16 protein-coding genes are annotated in these 17,967 nt (G+C 55.2%); 15 read left to right on the forward strand and 1 reads right to left on the reverse strand.

The features are described 5' to 3' along the window. Window positions 1-3 precede the first annotated feature (3 nt). Window positions 4-1,584 carry a TerC family protein gene (locus tag GY169_RS08340; RefSeq protein ID WP_163449143.1) on the reverse strand — a complete coding sequence of 527 codons (1,581 nt, stop codon included), beginning with the start codon at window positions 1,582-1,584 and terminating at the stop codon, window positions 4-6. Between the two features lie 643 nt (window positions 1,585-2,227). Between GY169_RS08340 and GY169_RS08345 the strand changes: the two genes are divergently transcribed. The 15 genes from GY169_RS08345 to cpsG all read left to right on the forward strand — a co-directional run bounded on the left by GY169_RS08345 (window position 2,228) and on the right by cpsG (window position 17,900). Further along, window positions 2,228-3,361 (forward strand): polysaccharide export protein, encoded by a 1,134-nt coding sequence (locus tag GY169_RS08345; RefSeq protein WP_024193904.1) that lies wholly within the window; start codon window positions 2,228-2,230, stop codon window positions 3,359-3,361. 5 nt (window positions 3,362-3,366) lie between these two features. Continuing rightward, window positions 3,367-3,810: a low molecular weight protein-tyrosine-phosphatase Wzb gene (gene wzb, locus GY169_RS08350; RefSeq protein WP_032281177.1), complete on the forward strand. Its 444-nt coding sequence runs from the start codon at window positions 3,367-3,369 to the stop codon at window positions 3,808-3,810. A gap of 2 nt (window positions 3,811-3,812) precedes the next feature. Continuing rightward, window positions 3,813-5,975 carry a tyrosine-protein kinase Wzc gene (gene wzc, locus GY169_RS08355; protein WP_167575472.1) on the forward strand — a complete coding sequence of 721 codons (2,163 nt, stop codon included), beginning with the start codon at window positions 3,813-3,815 and terminating at the stop codon, window positions 5,973-5,975. Window positions 5,976-6,104: 129 nt separating this feature from the next. Continuing rightward, entirely contained in the window at window positions 6,105-6,947 is an 843-nt protein-coding gene (gene wcaA, locus GY169_RS08360) for a colanic acid biosynthesis glycosyltransferase WcaA (RefSeq protein WP_167575473.1), read from the forward strand. Further along, window positions 6,947-7,438: a colanic acid biosynthesis acetyltransferase WcaB gene (gene wcaB, locus GY169_RS08365; protein ID WP_167577260.1), complete on the forward strand. Its 492-nt coding sequence runs from the start codon at window positions 6,947-6,949 to the stop codon at window positions 7,436-7,438. Before wcaA ends, wcaB begins: the two co-directional genes overlap by 1 nt. Continuing rightward, a complete protein-coding gene (gene wcaC / locus GY169_RS08370) occupies window positions 7,435-8,652 on the forward strand; it encodes a colanic acid biosynthesis glycosyltransferase WcaC (RefSeq protein ID WP_167575474.1) in 1,218 nt (405 codons plus the stop codon). Before wcaB ends, wcaC begins: the two co-directional genes overlap by 4 nt. Then, complete coding sequence (wcaD, locus tag GY169_RS08375; RefSeq protein ID WP_065357439.1) at window positions 8,627-9,850, forward strand: colanic acid polymerase WcaD; 1,224 nt, start codon at window positions 8,627-8,629, stop codon at window positions 9,848-9,850. The genes wcaC and wcaD overlap by 26 nt, the downstream gene beginning before the upstream one ends. An 8-nt stretch (window positions 9,851-9,858) precedes the next feature. Then, window positions 9,859-10,605: a colanic acid biosynthesis glycosyltransferase WcaE gene (wcaE, locus tag GY169_RS08380; RefSeq protein WP_032281172.1), complete on the forward strand. Its 747-nt coding sequence runs from the start codon at window positions 9,859-9,861 to the stop codon at window positions 10,603-10,605. 9 nt (window positions 10,606-10,614) lie between these two features. Next, window positions 10,615-11,169, forward strand: coding sequence for a colanic acid biosynthesis acetyltransferase WcaF (gene wcaF, locus GY169_RS08385; protein WP_032281170.1), 555 nt, complete (start codon window positions 10,615-10,617; stop codon window positions 11,167-11,169). A gap of 24 nt (window positions 11,170-11,193) precedes the next feature. Beyond that, on the forward strand, window positions 11,194-12,315 hold the full coding sequence (gene gmd / locus GY169_RS08390; protein ID WP_032281169.1) for a GDP-mannose 4,6-dehydratase: 1,122 nt from the start codon (window positions 11,194-11,196) through the stop codon (window positions 12,313-12,315). 2 nt (window positions 12,316-12,317) lie between these two features. Next, on the forward strand, window positions 12,318-13,283 hold the full coding sequence (gene fcl / locus GY169_RS08395) for a GDP-L-fucose synthase (RefSeq protein WP_167575475.1): 966 nt from the start codon (window positions 12,318-12,320) through the stop codon (window positions 13,281-13,283). 3 nt (window positions 13,284-13,286) lie between these two features. After that, entirely contained in the window at window positions 13,287-13,766 is a 480-nt protein-coding gene (locus GY169_RS08400) for a GDP-mannose mannosyl hydrolase (RefSeq protein ID WP_115205314.1), read from the forward strand. Further along, window positions 13,763-14,986 (forward strand): colanic acid biosynthesis fucosyltransferase WcaI, encoded by a 1,224-nt coding sequence (wcaI, locus tag GY169_RS08405; RefSeq protein ID WP_167575476.1) that lies wholly within the window; start codon window positions 13,763-13,765, stop codon window positions 14,984-14,986. The genes GY169_RS08400 and wcaI overlap by 4 nt, the downstream gene beginning before the upstream one ends. A gap of 3 nt (window positions 14,987-14,989) precedes the next feature. Beyond that, window positions 14,990-16,426 carry a mannose-1-phosphate guanyltransferase gene (gene cpsB / locus GY169_RS08410; protein WP_001575923.1) on the forward strand — a complete coding sequence of 479 codons (1,437 nt, stop codon included), beginning with the start codon at window positions 14,990-14,992 and terminating at the stop codon, window positions 16,424-16,426. 103 nt (window positions 16,427-16,529) lie between these two features. Next, the gene (gene cpsG / locus GY169_RS08415) at window positions 16,530-17,900 is read left to right on the forward strand and encodes a colanic acid biosynthesis phosphomannomutase CpsG (protein WP_167575477.1); all 1,371 of its coding nucleotides are present in this window, start codon (window positions 16,530-16,532) and stop codon (window positions 17,898-17,900) included. Window positions 17,901-17,967: the final 67 nt, after the last annotated feature.

A 17,967-nucleotide genomic window follows, 5' to 3' on the forward strand; every position in this document is an offset into this window, starting at 1 on the left:
ATACTACACTTCGTAATCCCACTCTTCCTGCTGCGGCGGGATAATCTGCACTTTCTGTACCCTGTGGCTCTCGACCTGTAAGGTTTTCAGCGTCCACGGGCCAATCTGCACCTCTTCACCGGCTGTGGGAATGCGCTGCAGGTGTTCCATGAGCAGCCCGGCAATGGTGTGGTACTCGCGCTTTTCATCCAGCGGCAGCGGAACGTACTGCACCAGGTCTTCCAGCGGCATGTGACCATTTGCCGTCCAGCTGCCGTCGGCATTTTTCTGGATGTCGTGGCGCGCATCAATCTCTTCAGCCTCGTTTGGCAGGTTACCGGCAATGGTCTCGGTCACGTCGCTTAACGTCACAATCCCCTCGACCGAACCAAACTCATCCACCACGAAGGCAAAGTGGGTTCGCGCGTTACGGAACTGTTCCAGCGCCGACAGCAGCGGCAGAGCCTCCGGGAAGACCAGCGGCTGGCGGATCAGTACGCGCAGATCCAGCGGTTCACCGCGCAGCGACTGCTGTAACAGATCGATGACGTGCACCACGCCGAGCAGATCTTCTTCGTCATCGCCGCCGGTTACCACCAGCCGGGTATGCTGGTTTTTCTCCAGCAGCGCGCGAATTTCGCTTTCTGGCGCGCTAAGGTCGATGTGCTCGATATCGTGACGTGAAGTCATGATACTGCTGACCGTGCGCTGGTTAAGGTTGAGCACACGCTCAATCATCCGCCGTTCCTGCGGGTCGAAGATTTGCTGATCGTCCTGGTCGACCAGCAGCGAGGCGGTACCGACATCCAGCTCGGCATCCTCTTTCTTGCCGCTCAGCAGGCGCATAACCGCCTCCGTCGTGCGGCTACGCAGCGACTGGTTAGCGGTGAGGAAGCGACGACGGTTGAAGATAGCCAGCTGGTTTAAGAACTCGATCATTACTGAGAAACCGATAGCCGCGTACAGATAACCTTTAGGTATGACGAGGCCAAAGCCTTCCGCCACCAGGCTAAAGCCAATCATCAACAGGAAGCTCAGACACAGGATAACAATGGTCGGGTGGCTGTTCACAAAGCGGGTGAGCGCTTTACTGGCCAGCAGCATCAGGCTGATGGCAATAATTACCGCCGCCATCATCACCGCCAGATGGTCGACCATGCCGACGGCAGTAATCACCGAGTCGAGCGAGAAAACGGCATCCAGCACCACAATCTGCGCCACTACGCCCCAGAAGCGCGCGCCGCGCCGCTGGGTAGGGTTATCGCTGTCTTTCCCTTCCAGCCGCTCGTTGAGCTCTACCGTGGCTTTAAAGAGCAGGAAGAAGCCGCCGACCAGCATAATGAGGTCGCGGGCGCTGAAGGTGAAATCACGGATGCTGAATAAAGGCTGGGTGAGCGTGACCAGCCACGAAATAGAGGCCAGCAGCAGAAGGCGCATCAGCATGGCCAGAATAAGCCCGGTGACGCGCGCGCGGTCACGCTGGGTTGGCGGCAGCTTTTCCGCCAGGATGGCGATAAACACCAGATTATCAATTCCGAGAACCAGCTCAATGACGACCAGCGTCACGAGTCCCGCCCAAATAGAGGGATCGGCAATCCATTCCATACGTTGGTTAAAACCTTATGTTACAAGACAAATTGATCATGGATAAAGCCGCGGCAAAATGCAACGTCTGCCTGTGATTTATCATGACAAAATCTAAGGATATTGTGAAAATAGGGGATAATATTCCCGTGAAATATTTGATGGTGAGAAACTCACTCTGTAATCTGTCAATATAAAGAAATTCCTAAAAATACTCGATTAATTAATCTTAATATTATTCTTAAAAATATTTTTTAAGCGGCAGTTACCTTGCCTGCTATTCGCTTAACTGCAACAATTCTCCCGGTACTGAATGGAATAGCCATTTATGTGCGTCATAAAATAGTCATGCAGGGGATGTTATCCCTGCAATTATATATCCAGGAATATTCTCTATTCTTTTTATGAATGGGTGGGTTTCCTATAACAACATGATTTTTAGGTGAATTGGTAGCTGAAAGCCAAGGGCGGTAGCATGCCTGAAGGCGTGACGTAAAGCCTGAATTATTCTGTCAATAGCCTGCGGATGAATCCCAACTTTTTTAGGATATATGCCAGTTATATTCATCGGCAAATAAATGCATGGTGAGTTTACAGGTAATCAAATCGTACGGATTAATATAATTCGCACAGGATAATTTTCTGCCAAAGTGATAAATAATCAATGATGAAATCCAAACTAAAATTGATGCCATTATTGGTGTCGGTAAGCTTGATGAGTGGTTGCACCATACTTCCAGGCAGCAATATGTCTACCTATGGAAAAGATGTGATTAAGCAGCAGGATGCTGATTATGACATTGGCCGGATGGTGAATGTTTATCCGCTGACCCCGCGACTGATTGAACAATTACGCCCACGTCCCAACGTCGCGCAACCGAACATGTCGCTGGATCAGGAGTTAAGCAATTACCAGTATCGCGTCGGTTCAGGCGACGTGCTGAACGTCACGGTGTGGGATCACCCGGAGTTGACCACCCCGGCGGGGCAGTACCGTAGCTCCAGCGATACCGGTAACTGGGTCCAGCCGGACGGCACCATTTTCTATCCCTATATTGGCAAAGTGCAGGTGAAAGGGCGCACGCTGGCGGAAATTCGCCAGACCATTACCCAGCGTCTCGCCGCCTACATCACCGACCCGCAGGTCGACGTGAACGTTGCCGCCTTCCGTTCGCAAAAAGTGTATGTCTCCGGGCAGGTGAACAAATCCGGCCAGCAGGCTATCACCAACGTGCCGCTGACGGTACTGGACGCGATCAACGCGGCGGGTGGTCTGAGCGAACTGGCCGACTGGCGCAACGTGGTACTGACTCACGATGGCAAAGAACAGCGCATTTCAGTGCAGGCATTGATGCAAAACGGCGATCTGAGCCAGAACCGTTTGCTCTATCCGGGCGATATCCTCTTCGTACCGCGTAACGATGATCTCAAGGTCTTCGTGATGGGCGAAGTGAAAAAACAGAGCACGCTCAAAATGGACTTCAGCGGCATGACGCTGACCGAAGCGCTCGGCCAGGCGGAAGGCATCGACCTGACGACCTCCAATGCCAGCGGTATCTTCGTGATTCGTCCAACCAAAGCGGGCAACAACGGCAAGATGGCCAACATCTATCAGTTGGATATGTCCGATGCGACCTCACTGGTCATGGCAACCAACTTTATTCTCCAGCCGTATGACGTGGTTTACGTCACCACCGCACCGGTTGCTCGCTGGAACCGTCTGATCAACCAACTGTTGCCGACCATCAGTGGCGTTCGCTACATGACCGATTCGGCGAAAGACATTCATACCTGGTAACCGTCATGTTTAACAAAATTCTTGTGGTTTGCGTGGGGAACATCTGTCGTTCCCCCACGGCGGAACGGCTGCTACGCAGCCATCTGCCGTCATTGACCGTCGAATCGGCGGGGCTGGGAGCATTAGTGGGTAAAGCGGCGGATGAACGCGCCGCGAGCGTTGCCGCCGAGCACGCGATTTCGCTGGAAGGGCACTGCGCGCGACAAATCTCTGGCCGTATGTGTCGTGAGTACGATCTGATTCTGGCGATGGAAAAACGTCATGTCGCCACCCTGCATGAAATGGCGCCGGAGATGCGCGGCAAGGTCATGCTGTTTGGTCATTGGGATAACGAACGCGAGATTCCCGATCCGTATCGCAAAAGCCGGGAGGCATTTGAAGCGGTGTACCAGTTACTCGACAGGTCTGCCAGCCAGTGGGCGCAGGCACTGAAAGCACAGCAGGGATAACCATGACAGATAAAGTAAAACAGATAAGCCCATCGGTCTCGGGCAACGATGAGATCGACATTGGTCGCCTGGTGGGCACCGTGGTGGAAGCCAAATGGTGGGTCATCGGCATTACCGCCCTGTTTGCCGCGCTGGCGATTGTTTACGCGCTGTTCGCCACGCCGATTTACAGCGCCGACGCACTGGTGCGCATTGAGCAAAATCAGGGCAGCGCGCTGGTGCAAGATATCAGCAATGCGCTCACCAGCAAGCCGCCGGCCTCCGAGGCGGAAATCCAGATGATCACCTCGCGTATGGTGCTCGGGAAAACCGTTGAGGATCTGGGGCTGGATATTGCCGTGAGCAAAAACACCTTTCCGATTCTGGGGGCGGGCTGGGAACGGCTGATGGGCCGCCAGAATGAGACGGTGAAGGTCAGCGCCTTTAATCGCCCGGCCTCGATGGCCGACAGCACCTTTACGCTGGAGGTTATCAACCCAACGCTCTATCGCCTGAGCAACGACGACGGGTTTAGCGCAGAAGGGAAGGTAGGGGAGACGCTGAATAAAGGCGGCGTTTCGCTGTTGGTTACCGGGATCGCCGCCCACGATGGCGCGAGTTTTACCGTCACCAAATATTCAACATTGGGGATGATCAATAACCTGCAAAATAGCCTGAGCGTCACCGAGGATGGTAAAGAGTCCGGCGTGCTGACGCTCACGATGGTGGGTGAGGACAAAGATCAGATCCGCGACATCCTCAACAGTATCGCCAACAACTACGTGGCGCAGAACGTGGCGCGCAAATCGGAAGAAGCCGCGAAAAGCCTCGAGTTCCTCGAAGTGCAGCTTCCACAGGTGCGCAGCCAGTTGGACGTGGCTGAAAACAAACTGAATACCTACCGTCAGCAGCAAGACTCCGTAGACCTGCCGCTGGAAGCGAAATCGGTGCTCGATTCGATGGTGAACATCGACGCGCAGCTGAACGAGCTGACGTTCCGCGAAGCGGAAATCTCCAAGCTGTATACCCGCATCCACCCGGCCTATCGCACGTTGCTGGAAAAACGCCGGGCTCTGGAAGAAGAGAAGGCCAAGCTGAGCAAACGCGTGACGGCGATGCCGAAAACCCAGCAGGAGATTGTACGCCTGACCCGCGACGTGGAGTCTGGTCAACAGGTTTATATGCAACTGCTGAATAAACAGCAGGAGCTGAAAATCACCCGGGCGAGCACCGTCGGCGACGTGCGGATTGTCGACCCGGCAATTACTCAGCCAGGGGTGGTGAAGCCGAAGAAAGCGTTGATCGTGCTGGGCAGCATTATTCTCGGCCTGATGTTGTCGATCGTCGGCGTGCTGCTGCGCTCGCTGTTTAACCGCGGTATCGAAAGCCCGCAGGTGCTCGAAGAGCATGGCATCAATGTTTATGCCAGCATTCCGCTCTCCGAGTGGCAAAAATCGCGCGATAGCGTGAAGAGCGTCAACGGTGTGAAGCGCTATAAGCAAAGCCAGCTGCTGGCGGTGGGTAACCCGACCGACCTGGCGATCGAAGCCATTCGCAGCCTGCGCACCAGCCTGCACTTCGCCATGATGCAGGCGCCGAACAACGTGCTGATGATGACCGGGGTTAGCCCGTCTATCGGTAAAACCTTCGTCTGCGCCAACCTGGCGGCGGTGATCAGCCAGACCCATAAGCGCGTACTGATGATCGACTGCGATATGCGTAAAGGCTATTCCCACGAACTGCTCGGCACCACCAACGATAACGGCCTGTCCGAGGTGCTGGTGGGGAAAGCGACGTTTGAAAGCAGCGCGAAACGGACGTCGGTCGCGAACTTTGACCTGATCCCGCGCGGGCAGATCCCGCCAAATCCGTCGGAGCTGTTGATGGCCGAGCGCTTTAGCGAGCTGCTGAAGTGGGGTTCAGCGAACTATGACCTGGTGCTGATCGATACGCCGCCGATTCTCGCGGTTACCGATGCCGCTATTGTCGGTCGCCACGCGGGCACCACCTTGATGGTCACGCGCTATGCGGTTAACACCCTGAAGGAAGTAGAAACCAGCCTGAGCCGCTTTGAGCAGAATGGCATTGCGGTGAAAGGGGTGATCCTCAACTCGATCTTCCGCCGCGCAACGGGATACCAGGATTACGGGTACTACGAGTACGAGTATCAGTCGGATTCGAAATAATAACATCCCCCTCACCCCGGCCCTCTCCCCAAAGAGGCGAGGGAGAAAACCGAACGGTCTCCTCTTCCCTCTGGGGAGAGGGTTAGGGTGAGGGGAACAACCGCTCAAACGCTTATTCGGGGATATACCATGACAACAGACAACCCGTTGATCTCCATTTATATGCCGACCTGGAACCGACAGCAGCTGGCCATTCGCGCCATCAAATCGGTACTGCGTCAGGACTATCCTCACTGGGAAATGATTATCGTCGATGACTGCTCCAGCAGCTACGAGCAGCTTCAGCAGTTTGTCATCGAACTCAACGATCGCCGCGTACAGTACACGCGCAACGATTTTAACTCCGGAGCATGCGCGGTACGCAATCAGGCCATTCTGCAGGCCAAAGGGCAGTTTATCACTGGTATTGATGATGACGATGAGTGGACATCCAACCGCCTTTCGCTGTTTCTCGAACATAAACAGCAATTGATGGACCACGCCTTTTTATACGCCGATGACTACGTCTGCGAAGGGGAGGTGTACTCGCAGCCTGCCAGCCTGCCGTTGTACCCGAAATCGCCGTTCTCCCGTCAGCTGTTCTATAAGCGCAATATCATTGGTAATCAGGTATTTAGCTGGGCGTGGCGTTTTAAAGAAAGCCTGTTTGATACCGAACTGAAGGCGGCGCAGGACTACGATATTTTCCTGCGCATGGTGGTGGCCTACGGCGAGCCGTGGAAGATTGAAGCCGCTACGCAGATTCTTCACATCAACCACGGTGAAATGCAGATCACCTCGTCACCCAAAAAGTTTTCCGGCTACTTCAGCTTCTACCGCAAGCACAAAGAGAAGTTTGATCGGGCGAGTAAGAAGTATCAGCTGTTCACGCTCTATCAAATTCGCAATAAGCGCATGACCTGGAAGACGTTTCTGACGCTGCTGTCGGTGCGCAACAGCAAACGCTGGGTCGACGGACTGCGGAGTAAATGATGCTACTGGAAGATTTACGCGCCAACAGCTGGAGCCTGCGCCCTTGCTGCATGGTGATCGCCTACCGTGTGGCTCATTTTTGCTCGGTGTGGCGCAAGAAAAATGTGCTGAACAACCTGTGGGCGGCGCCGGTGCTGGTGCTGTACCGCATCATCACCGAATGTTTCTTCGGCTATGAAATCCAGGCGGCGGCGACCATTGGCCGACGTTTCACCATCCACCACGGCTATGCCGTGGTGATCAATAAAAACGTGGTGGCGGGAGACGATTTCACGATTCGTCACGGCATCACTATCGGCAATCGCGGCCCGGAGAGTCTGGCGTGCCCAAGGATTGGGGATGGCGTTGAGTTGGGGGCCAACGTGGTGATTATCGGCGGCATTACCATCGGTAACCACGTGACCATTGGCGCGGGCAGCGTGGTGTTGGACGACGTTCCGGACCATGCGCTGGTGGTGGGCGAAAAAGCGCGAGTGAAGGTAATCAAATGAATATTCTGCAATTTAACGTCCGTCTGGCCGAAGGCGGCGCGGCGGGCGTGGCGCTGGATCTGCATCAGCGCGCACTCCGTCAGGGGCTGTCGTCAAAATTTGTCTACGGCTATGGCAAAGGCGGTAAGAAGAGCGTCAGCCATGACCGTTATCCGCAGGTGGTGAAGCAGACCGGACGGTTAACCTCAATGGCGAACCTGGCGCTGTTCCGCCTGTTTAACCGCGATGTGTTTGGCAATCTCAATAACCTCTATCGCCAGGTCACCCGTACTGACGGCCCGGTGGTACTGCATTTTCACGTTATGCACAGCTACTGGCTGAATCTGGCGGATGTGGTGAGCTTCTGCGAGCGGGTGAAGGCGCATAAAAGCGATGCGACGTTTATCTGGACGCTGCACGATCACTGGAGCGTGACCGGGCGCTGTGCCTTTCTTGACGGCTGCGAAGGCTGGAAAAGCGGCTGTCAGAAATGCCCAACGTTGAGTAACTACCCGCCGGTGAAGGTCGATCGCGCACATGCGCTGGTCGATGAAAAACGTCAACTTTTCCGCCAGATGCTGGCGCTCGGCTGCCGTTTTATTTCACCCAGTCAGCATGTTGCCGAGGCCTTTAACAGCCTCTACGGCGCAGGGCGCTGCCAGATTATCAATAACGGAATCGACGTCGCCACTGAAGCGATTCTTGCCGAGCTGACGCCGGTAAAACGCTTTTCCTCGCGGCCTAAAATCGCCGTGGTCGCCCACGACCTGCGCTATGACGGGAAAACCAACCAGCAGCTGGTGCGCGATATTATCGCGCTGGGCGATAAGGTCGAGGTCCATACCTTTGGTAAGTTCTCGCCGTTTGAGGGCAGCAACGTGGTGAACCACGGTTTTCTGACCGATAAACGCCAGCTGATGAACGAACTGAACCCGCTGGACGCGCTGCTGTTCAGCTCGCGGGTGGATAACTACCCGCTGATTCTGTGCGAAGCGTTATCGATTGGCGTGCCGGTCATTGCTACCCATAGTGAGGCGGCAAAAGAGGTGCTGGCAAAATCCGGCGGCCATACGGTGGATGAGGCCGAGGTGCTCACCCTGGTACAGCAACCGAAAGCGGAGATCGCCGAGCAGATTTTTGGCACCACGCTGGAGAACTTTAGCGCGCGTAGCCGCAAAGCTTACAGCGGACAACAGATGCTGGAGGAATATGTCTCGTTCTATCAGAGTCTGTAGCTATCTGCTGCTGCCGTTAATCTACCTGTTGGTTAACGTGAAGCTGGCGCAGCTGGGGGAGAGCTTCCCCATTACCATTGTGACGTTCCTTCCGCTGTTGCTGCTGTTGTTTGTTGAACGCATTAATCTGAAAAAACTGATGATTGCCCTCGGGCTGGGCGTGGGATTGACGCTGTTCAACTATCTGTTTGGACAATCGCTGGACCCCAGCAAATACGTCACCTCGACGATGCTGTTTGTCTATATCGTGATCATTATCGGCATGGTCTGGAGCATTCGCTTCAAAACCATTTCGCCGCATAACCACCGTAAGATCCTGCGTTTTTTCTATGTGGTGATTACCCTGGTGGTGGCGCTGGCGGCGCTGGAGATGGCGCAGATTATTCTCACCGGCGGCAGCAGTTTGATAGCGACGATTTCGAAATATCTTATTTACAGTAATAGCTATGTGCTGAATTTTATCAAATTCGGTGGGAAACGCACCACTGCGTTATATTTCGAACCGGCATTTTTTGCTTTGGCATTAATCTCAATTTGGCTTTGCATCAAACAGTTTGGTATCAAAACCCCGAAGTCTGATGCTATGATTCTGGCAGGGATAATTCTTTCTGGATCGTTTTCTGGGGTTATGACATTTATCCTGTTCTATCTGCTGGAGTGGGCTTTCCAGTACCTGAACAAAGAAGCGATCAAGAAAAAGTTACCGTTGGCGATTATCTCATTAGGCGCATTTTTTATCGGTCTGGTGTTTGCATTCCCCTATATTGCCGAGCGTATTGGTGATTTAGGAACGGAAGGATCGTCATCGTATTACCGTATAATTGGTCCGTTGGTGATGGTCGGTTATTCATTAACCAGCATTGATGGGGTCGTACGTTTTGGTTCTCTTTACGAATATGTTGCATCATTCGGAATATTTAACGGTGCGGATGTCGGTAAAACCATAGACAATGGTCTGTATCTGTTAATGATTTATTTTTCGTGGTTCGCTGTAATATTAACGGCTGGATATCTGTACTACGTATTTAAAATGTTCATTAACGCTTTTGGGAATAATCGTAATTTCGCCGTGCAGCTGTATCTTTTCACGCCGATATCATTATTTTTTACCGGTTCGATATTTAGTCCGGAATATGCATTTTTAATTGTTTGTCCTTTTATTCTGCGTAAAGCGCTGAATATTGCTGACAGCAGATGAGGTGAAGCATGTTGTTAAGCGTGGTTACCGTCGCGTTTCGTAACGTTGATGGCGTGGTGAAAACCTGGCGTTCTCTGGCCCATCTGGCAAACGATCCCAGCCTCACTTTCGAGTGGATTGTGGTGGATGGCGGTTCTAACGATGGCACCGCAGAGTTTCTCGAAAAACGTAACGGCCAGTACCACTTACGCTACGTCAGCGAACCGGATAAAGGGCTTTACGATGCGATGAACAAAGGCATCCGCATGGCGCAGGGCAAGTTTGTGCTGTTTCTGAATTCCGGCGACAGCTTTCATCCGGATGTGTCGCAGTTCGTCCGTCAGCTGCGCGGTAAAAGCGACGATGCCATGTACCTTGGCGATGCAATGCTGGACTTTGGCGACGGCACCCAGATTCGCCGTAGCGCTAAGCAGGGTTGGTATATTTATCACAGCCTACCGGCTAGCCATCAGGCTATTTTCTTCCCGCTGCGTGGGCTGAAAAATCATCCTTATGATGTGCAGTATCGTGTCTCTTCTGATTATGCGCTGGCGGCGCGGATGTATAAGTCGGGATATGCCTTTAAACGTATTAAAGGCTTGGTGTCGGAATTTTCGATGGGCGGCGTGTCCACCACCAATAATCTACAGTTGTGCCAGGATGCAAAAAAAGTGCAGCGTGAAATATTACGTATGCCGGGCCTGCTTGCAGAATTATCTTATTTATTACGTCTGCGCACAACGGGGAAAGCAAAAGCCTTATATCACAAAGCATAAGGATACCAAATGCAGGAATTATCGGGCTTTTCGGTACCAAAAGGTTTTCGCGGTGCCGGGGGCATAAAAGTACAAATATGGTGGGCGGTTCAGGCCACATTATTTGCCTGGTCTCCGCAGATATTGTATCGCTGGCGCGCATTTTTATTACGTCTGTTTGGCGCAAAAATAGGAAAAAACGTAGTCATTCGCCCGTCGGTAAAAATCACTTACCCATGGAAATTAACCATTGGAGATTATGCCTGGGTGGGCGATGACGCAGTGTTATATACCTTGGGTGAAATAACCCTTGGGGCAAATTCGGTGGTTTCGCAGAAATGCTATTTGTGCACCGGCAGCCACGATTATCAGAGCGCGCATTTCGATATTAACGCTGCGCCGATTGTGGTTGGTGAGAAATGCTGGCTGGCGACGGATGTTTTTGTTGCCCCCGGCGTCACGATTGGCGAGGGCACCATAGTGGGTGCCCGCAGCAGCGTTTTTAAATCGCTACCGGCAAATATGATTTGCCGTGGCAATCCCGCAGTGGTTACGCGTGAGCGCGTAGAGAAAGTGACTCCCTAAACGGGACAATTTGAGGAAAATAGAATGTCAAAAGTCGCACTTATTACCGGCGTAACGGGGCAGGACGGTTCTTATCTGGCAGAACTGCTGCTGGAAAAAGGCTATGAAGTTCACGGGATTAAACGCCGTGCTTCTTCCTTTAACACCGAACGTGTCGATCACATCTATCAGGATCCGCACAGCAGCAACCCGAAATTTCACCTGCACTACGGTGATTTGACCGACAGCTCCAACCTGACGCGCATTCTGCAGGAAGTGCAGCCGGATGAAGTGTATAACCTCGGCGCGATGAGCCACGTTGCCGTGTCGTTTGAGTCGCCGGAATATACCGCCGACGTGGATGCGATGGGCACGCTGCGTCTGCTGGAGGCCATCCGCTTCCTGGGGCTGGAGAAGAAAACGCGTTTCTATCAGGCTTCCACTTCGGAACTGTACGGCCTGGTGCAGGAAATTCCGCAAAAAGAGACCACTCCGTTCTATCCGCGCTCGCCGTATGCGGTGGCCAAACTGTATGCCTACTGGATTACCGTTAACTACCGTGAATCTTACGGCATGTACGCCTGTAACGGCATCCTGTTCAACCACGAGTCTCCGCGCCGTGGCGAAACCTTCGTGACGCGTAAAATCACCCGTGCCATCGCTAACATCGCTCAGGGCCTGGAGAAGTGCCTGTACCTCGGCAACATGGATTCCCTGCGCGACTGGGGCCACGCCAAAGACTACGTGAAAATGCAGTGGATGATGCTGCAACAGGACCATCCGGAAGATTTCGTTATCGCCACCGGCGTACAGTATTCGGTTCGCCAGTTCGTTGAAATGGCGGCGGCACAGCTGGGTATCAAACTGCGCTTTGAAGGTAAAGGCGTGGAAGAAAAGGGGATTGTCGTTTCCGTCACCGGTCACGATGCCCCGGGCGTGAAACCGGGCGATGTGATGGTGGCCGTGGATCCGCGCTACTTCCGTCCGGCAGAAGTTGAAACCCTGCTCGGCGACCCGACCAAAGCGCATGAAAAACTGGGCTGGAAACCGGAAACCACCCTGCAGGAGATGGTCTCTGAAATGGTCGCCAAAGACCTGGAAGCAGCGAAGAAACATTCCCTGCTGAAATCCCACGGTTATGAAGTGGCGATCGCGCTGGAGTCTTAAGTATGACCAGACAACGTATTTTTGTGGCGGGCCACCGGGGAATGGTGGGCTCGGCCATCGTCCGACAGCTTGCACAACGCGGCGACGTGGATCTGGTGGTTCGCAGCCGCGATGAGCTCAACCTGCTGGATAGCCGCGAAGTGAACGACTTCTTCGCCGCTGAAAATATTGATCAGGTGTATCTGGCGGCGGCAAAGGTGGGCGGCATTGTGGCCAACAACACCTTCCCGGCGGATTTCATCTACGAGAACATGATGATTGAAAGCAACATTATTCACGCGGCGCATACGCACAACGTGAATAAGCTGCTGTTTCTCGGTTCATCGTGCATCTATCCGAAAATGGCTAACCAGCCGATGCACGAAAGCGAGCTGCTGCAGGGCACGCTGGAAGCGACTAACGAACCGTACGCGATTGCCAAAATTGCCGGTATCAAGCTGTGCGAGTCCTACAACCGCCAGCATAATCGCGACTATCGGTCGGTGATGCCGACCAACCTGTACGGGCCGAACGATAACTTCCACCCGAGCAATTCGCACGTTATTCCGGCGCTGATGCGCCGCTTCCATGAAGCGGTACAGCAAAACGCCGCGGACGTGGTGGTGTGGGGGAGCGGCACGCCGATGCGCGAGTTCCTGCATGTGGACGATATGGCGGCTGCCAGTATCCATGTGATGGAGCTGGATCGCGGCGTCTGGCTCGAAAACACGCAGCCTATGCTGTCGCATATTAACGTTGGCACCGGCGTTGACTGCACCATCCGTGAGCTGGCGCAGACGATGGCGAAAGTGGTGGGCTTTAAAGGGCGGGTGGTGTTTGATGCCACTAAACCCGACGGCACGCCGCGCAAGCTGCTCGACGTTTCTCGCCTGCATCAACTGGGCTGGTACCACGAAATCGCGCTGGAGGCTGGTCTTGCCAGCACTTACCAGTGGTTTCTGGAAAACCAGCACCGCTTCCGGGGGTAACGCATGTTTCTGAGCCAGGAAGCGTTTGCCACCGTGGTGCAGTCTACGCCGCTGATCTCCATCGATTTGATCGTCGAGAACGCGCAGGGCGAGTTTTTGCTGGGTAAGCGCAACAATCGTCCGGCGCAGGGGTACTGGTTTGTGCCGGGCGGTCGGGTACAGAAAGATGAAACGCTGGAACAGGCGTTTGCCCGCCTGACCGAGGCCGAACTGGGGCTGAGCCTGCCGATGACGGCAGGCCGCTTTTACGGCGTCTGGCAGCATTTCTATGACGACAATTTCTCCGGTACGGATTTTTCGACCCATTACATTGTGCTTGGTTTCCGCCTGCAGGTGGACGCCGGAACCTTAACGCTGCCGGACGATCAGCATAATGAGTACCGTTGGCTGACACCGCCTGCGTTACTGGCGTCGGACAACGTTCATGAAAACAGCCGCGCCTATTTCCGGGTCGACAAATTGGCCGAGGTGCCGGGCCTATGAAGATTCTGGTGTATGGCATCAACTATTCGCCTGAACTCACCGGCATCGGCAAATACACCGGCGAAATGGTCGAGTGGATGGTGCAGCAGGGTCACGAGGTGCGAGTGATTACCGCGCCGCCGTACTACCCGGAATGGCAGGTTGGCGCGAAATACTCAAGCTGGCGCTACCGTCGGGAAAACGGCGATGCAACCGTCTGGCGCTGCCCGCTGTATGTGCCAAAGCAGCCGTCGACGCTGAAGCGTTTGATCCATCTCGGCAGCTTTGCGCTCAGCAGCTTCTTCCCGCTGATGGCCCAACGTCGCTGGAAGCCGGATCGCATTATCGGCGTGGTGCCGACGCTGTTCTGCACCCCCGGTATGCGCCTGCTGGCGAAGCTCTCCGGCGCGCGGACGCTGCTGCATATTCAGGATTATGAAGTCGACGCCATGCTGGGCTTGGGCATGGCAGGCAACGGTCGCGCCGGCAAGGTGGCAAAACTTGCCAGCGCCTTTGAGCGCAGCGGGCTGCACAACGTCGACAACGTATCGACCATCTCGCGCTCGATGATGAACAAAGCCTGCGAGAAGGGCGTTGCGCCGGAGAAGGTGATTTTCTTCCCCAACTGGTCGGAAGTTTCCCGTTTTCGCGAGGTACCGGAAACGCTGGTGATGGCGCTGCGTCAGCGTCTTGGCCTGCCGGATGAACGCAAAATTATTCTCTACTCCGGCAATATCGGTGAGAAACAGGGGCTGGAGAGCGTGATTACTGCCGCCGAACAGCTCCGTGAACAGCCGTGGCTGTTTGCCATTGTCGGTCAGGGCGGCGGTAAAGCGCGGCTGGAAAAAATGGTCTCCGAACGCGGGCTGGATAACGTCAAGTTCCTGCCGCTGCAGTCGTACGAAGATTTACCCGCGCTGCTGGCGATTGGCGACTGCCATCTGGTGATTCAGAAGCGCGGCGCCGCGGATGCGGTGTTGCCTTCCAAGCTGACCAATATTCTGGCGGTGGGCGGCAACGCGGTGATTACCGCTGAACCGCAGACCGAGCTCGGCCAGCTATGTCTGGACAATCCGGGCATTGCGGTGTGTGTGACGCCTGAATCGGTTCCGTCGCTGGTGGAAGGGATTGAGCAGGCGCTGAAGATGCCGAAGCGAAATGCGGTCGCCCGCGCCTGGGCCGAACGTTCGCTCGATAAAGAACACGTTCTCAACCAATTTATTGCTGATATTCGGGGTTAAACGATGAGTCAAACTACGCTTTTCCCGGTCGTGATGGCCGGTGGCTCGGGTAGCCGACTGTGGCCGCTGTCCCGAGTGCTGTACCCCAAACAGTTCCTGTGCCTGAAAGGGGACATGACCATGCTGCAGGCCACGGTGAACCGGCTGGACGGCGTGAAGTGCGCCAGCCCGGTGGTGATCTGCAATGAGCAACACCGCTTTATCGTGGCGGAACAGCTGCGTCAGCTCAACAAGCTGACCGAAAACATTATTCTGGAACCAGCAGGGCGCAACACGGCGCCAGCCATCGCCCTGGCGGCGCTGGCGGCTAAGCGTCGCGAACCGGACTGCGACCCGCTGATGCTGGTGCTGGCGGCGGACCATGTGATTCAGGACGAAGAGGCCTTCCGCGCGGCGGTTCGTCATGCCACGCCGTATGCTGAAAATGGCAAGCTGGTGACCTTCGGTATCGTGCCGAACGTGCCGGAAACCGGCTACGGCTATATTCGCCGTGGTGATGTCACGCCGGGTACAGACGACACGCTGGCCTTCGACGTCGCGCAGTTTGTCGAAAAACCCAATCTCGATACCGCACAGGCCTATGTCGCCAGCGGTGAATATTACTGGAACAGCGGCATGTTCCTGTTCCGCGCCGGGCGCTATCTGGAAGAGCTGGGCAAATATCGCCCGGATATTCTTCGCGCCTGCGAAAAAGCGATGGACGTCACCGACCCGGATCTCGATTTTATCCGCGTCGATGAAGCGGCGTTCCTGAGCTGCCCGGACGAATCCATCGATTATGCGGTGATGGAGCAGACCGCGGATGCGGTGGTGGTGCCGATGGACGCGGGCTGGAGCGATGTCGGCTCCTGGTCATCGCTGTGGGAGATCAGCAACCACACGCCGGAAGGCAACGTGCATCATGGCGATGTCATCAGCCATAAAACCGAAAACAGCTATGTCTATGCAGAGTCTGGCCTGGTGACGACCGTCGGGGTAAAGGACCTGGTGGTGGTGCAAACCAAAGACGCGGTGCTTATCGCCGATCGCAACGCGGTGCAGGACGTGAAAAAGGTGGTCGAGAAGATTAAGGCCGACGGCCGCCACGAACACCACATCCACCGGGAAGTCTACCGCCCGTGGGGCAAGTATGACTCGATTGATTCCGGCGATCGCTATCAGGTTAAGCGCATCACCGTGAAGCCGGGGGAAGGGCTGTCGCTGCAGATGCATCACCACCGGGCGGAACACTGGATTGTGGTGGCGGGCACCGCCAAAGTCACTCTCAATGACCAAATTACGCTGCTGGGTGAGAACGAATCTATCTATATCCCCCTTGGCGTCACCCACTGCCTGGAAAACCCGGGGAAAATCCCGCTCGACCTGATTGAGGTGCGATCTGGCGCCTATCTGGAAGAGGACGACGTGGTGCGCTTCCAGGATCGTTACGGGCGCGTGTAGCGCCCGGCAGGCCGGATAAGCGCGGCGCATCCGGCAAATCACGACACCAAAATTGATGGCCATAACGGTCAGGGCGAACTGTTGCCTGAAGAAAGGTAAAAACATGACTAAATTAACCTGTTTTAAAGCCTACGACATCCGCGGCAAGCTCGGCGAAGAGCTGAATGAAGACATCGCGTGGCGCATTGGCCGCGCTTACGGTGAATACCTGAAGCCGAAAACTATCGTGCTGGGCGGCGATGTGCGCTTGACCAGCGAGGCGCTGAAACTGGCGTTAGCCAATGGCCTGCGCGACGCGGGCGTTGACGTGCTCGATATCGGGCTTTCCGGCACCGAAGAGATTTACTTTGCCACCTTCCATCTCGGCGTTGATGGCGGTATCGAAGTGACCGCCAGCCATAACCCGATGGACTACAACGGCATGAAGCTGGTGCGGGAAGGCGCACGCCCCATCAGCGGCGATACCGGCCTGCGCGACGTACAGCGCCTGGCGGAAGCCAACGACTTCCCGCTGGTCAATGAGGCCGCGCGCGGTAGCTACCAGAAAATCAACCTGCGTGACGCCTATATCGACCACCTGCTGGGCTACATCAACGTGCAAAACCTGACGCCGCTGAAGTTGGTGGTGAACTCCGGTAACGGCGCGGCTGGCCCGGTGATTGACGCGCTGGAAGCCCGCTTCAAAGCGCTGAATGTGCCGGTGAACCTGATCAAAGTGCACAACACCCCGGACGGTACCTTCCCGCATGGCATTCCTAACCCGCTGCTGCCGGAGTGCCGCGCGGATACCCGCGATGCGGTCATCAAATACGGTGCCGATATGGGTATCGCTTTTGATGGCGACTTCGACCGCTGCTTCCTGTTCGACGAGAAAGGACAGTTTATCGAGGGCTACTACATCGTCGGCCTGCTGGCGGAAGCCTTCCTCGAAAAGAACCCCGGCGCGCGCATCATTCACGACCCGCGTCTGTCGTGGAACACCGTGGACGTGGTCACGGCGGCGGGCGGCACGCCGGTGATGTCGAAAACCGGTCATGCCTTTATTAAAGAGCGCATGCGTCAGGACGACGCGGTTTACGGCGGTGAAATGAGCGCCCACCACTACTTCCGTGATTTCGCCTACTGCGACAGCGGCATGATCCCCTGGCTGCTGGTCAGCGAACTGCTGTGCCTGAAGGGCAAAACGTTGGGTGAACTGGTGCGCGACCGCATGGCGGCGTTCCCGGCGAGCGGTGAAATCAACAGTCATCTGGCGGCACCGTCAGAAGCGATTGCCCGCGTGGAAGCACACTTTGCCGGCAGCGCGCTGGAGATCGACCGTACTGACGGCATCAGCCTGGCGTTTGCCGACTGGCGCTTCAACCTGCGTTCTTCCAATACCGAACCGGTGGTGCGCTTAAACGTGGAGTCTCGCGGAAATACGCCGCTGATGCAGGCGCGAACGCAGGACATTCTGGCGTTGCTTAATCAGTAATTATTGCCCCTCACCCTAACCCTCTCCCCAGAGGGGAGAGGGAACCGAACGTGCAGGCTGCGGATTG

Source organism: Kluyvera genomosp. 3 (genome assembly GCF_011765685.1).
Lineage (GTDB): Bacteria > Pseudomonadota > Gammaproteobacteria > Enterobacterales > Enterobacteriaceae > Kluyvera > Kluyvera georgiana_A.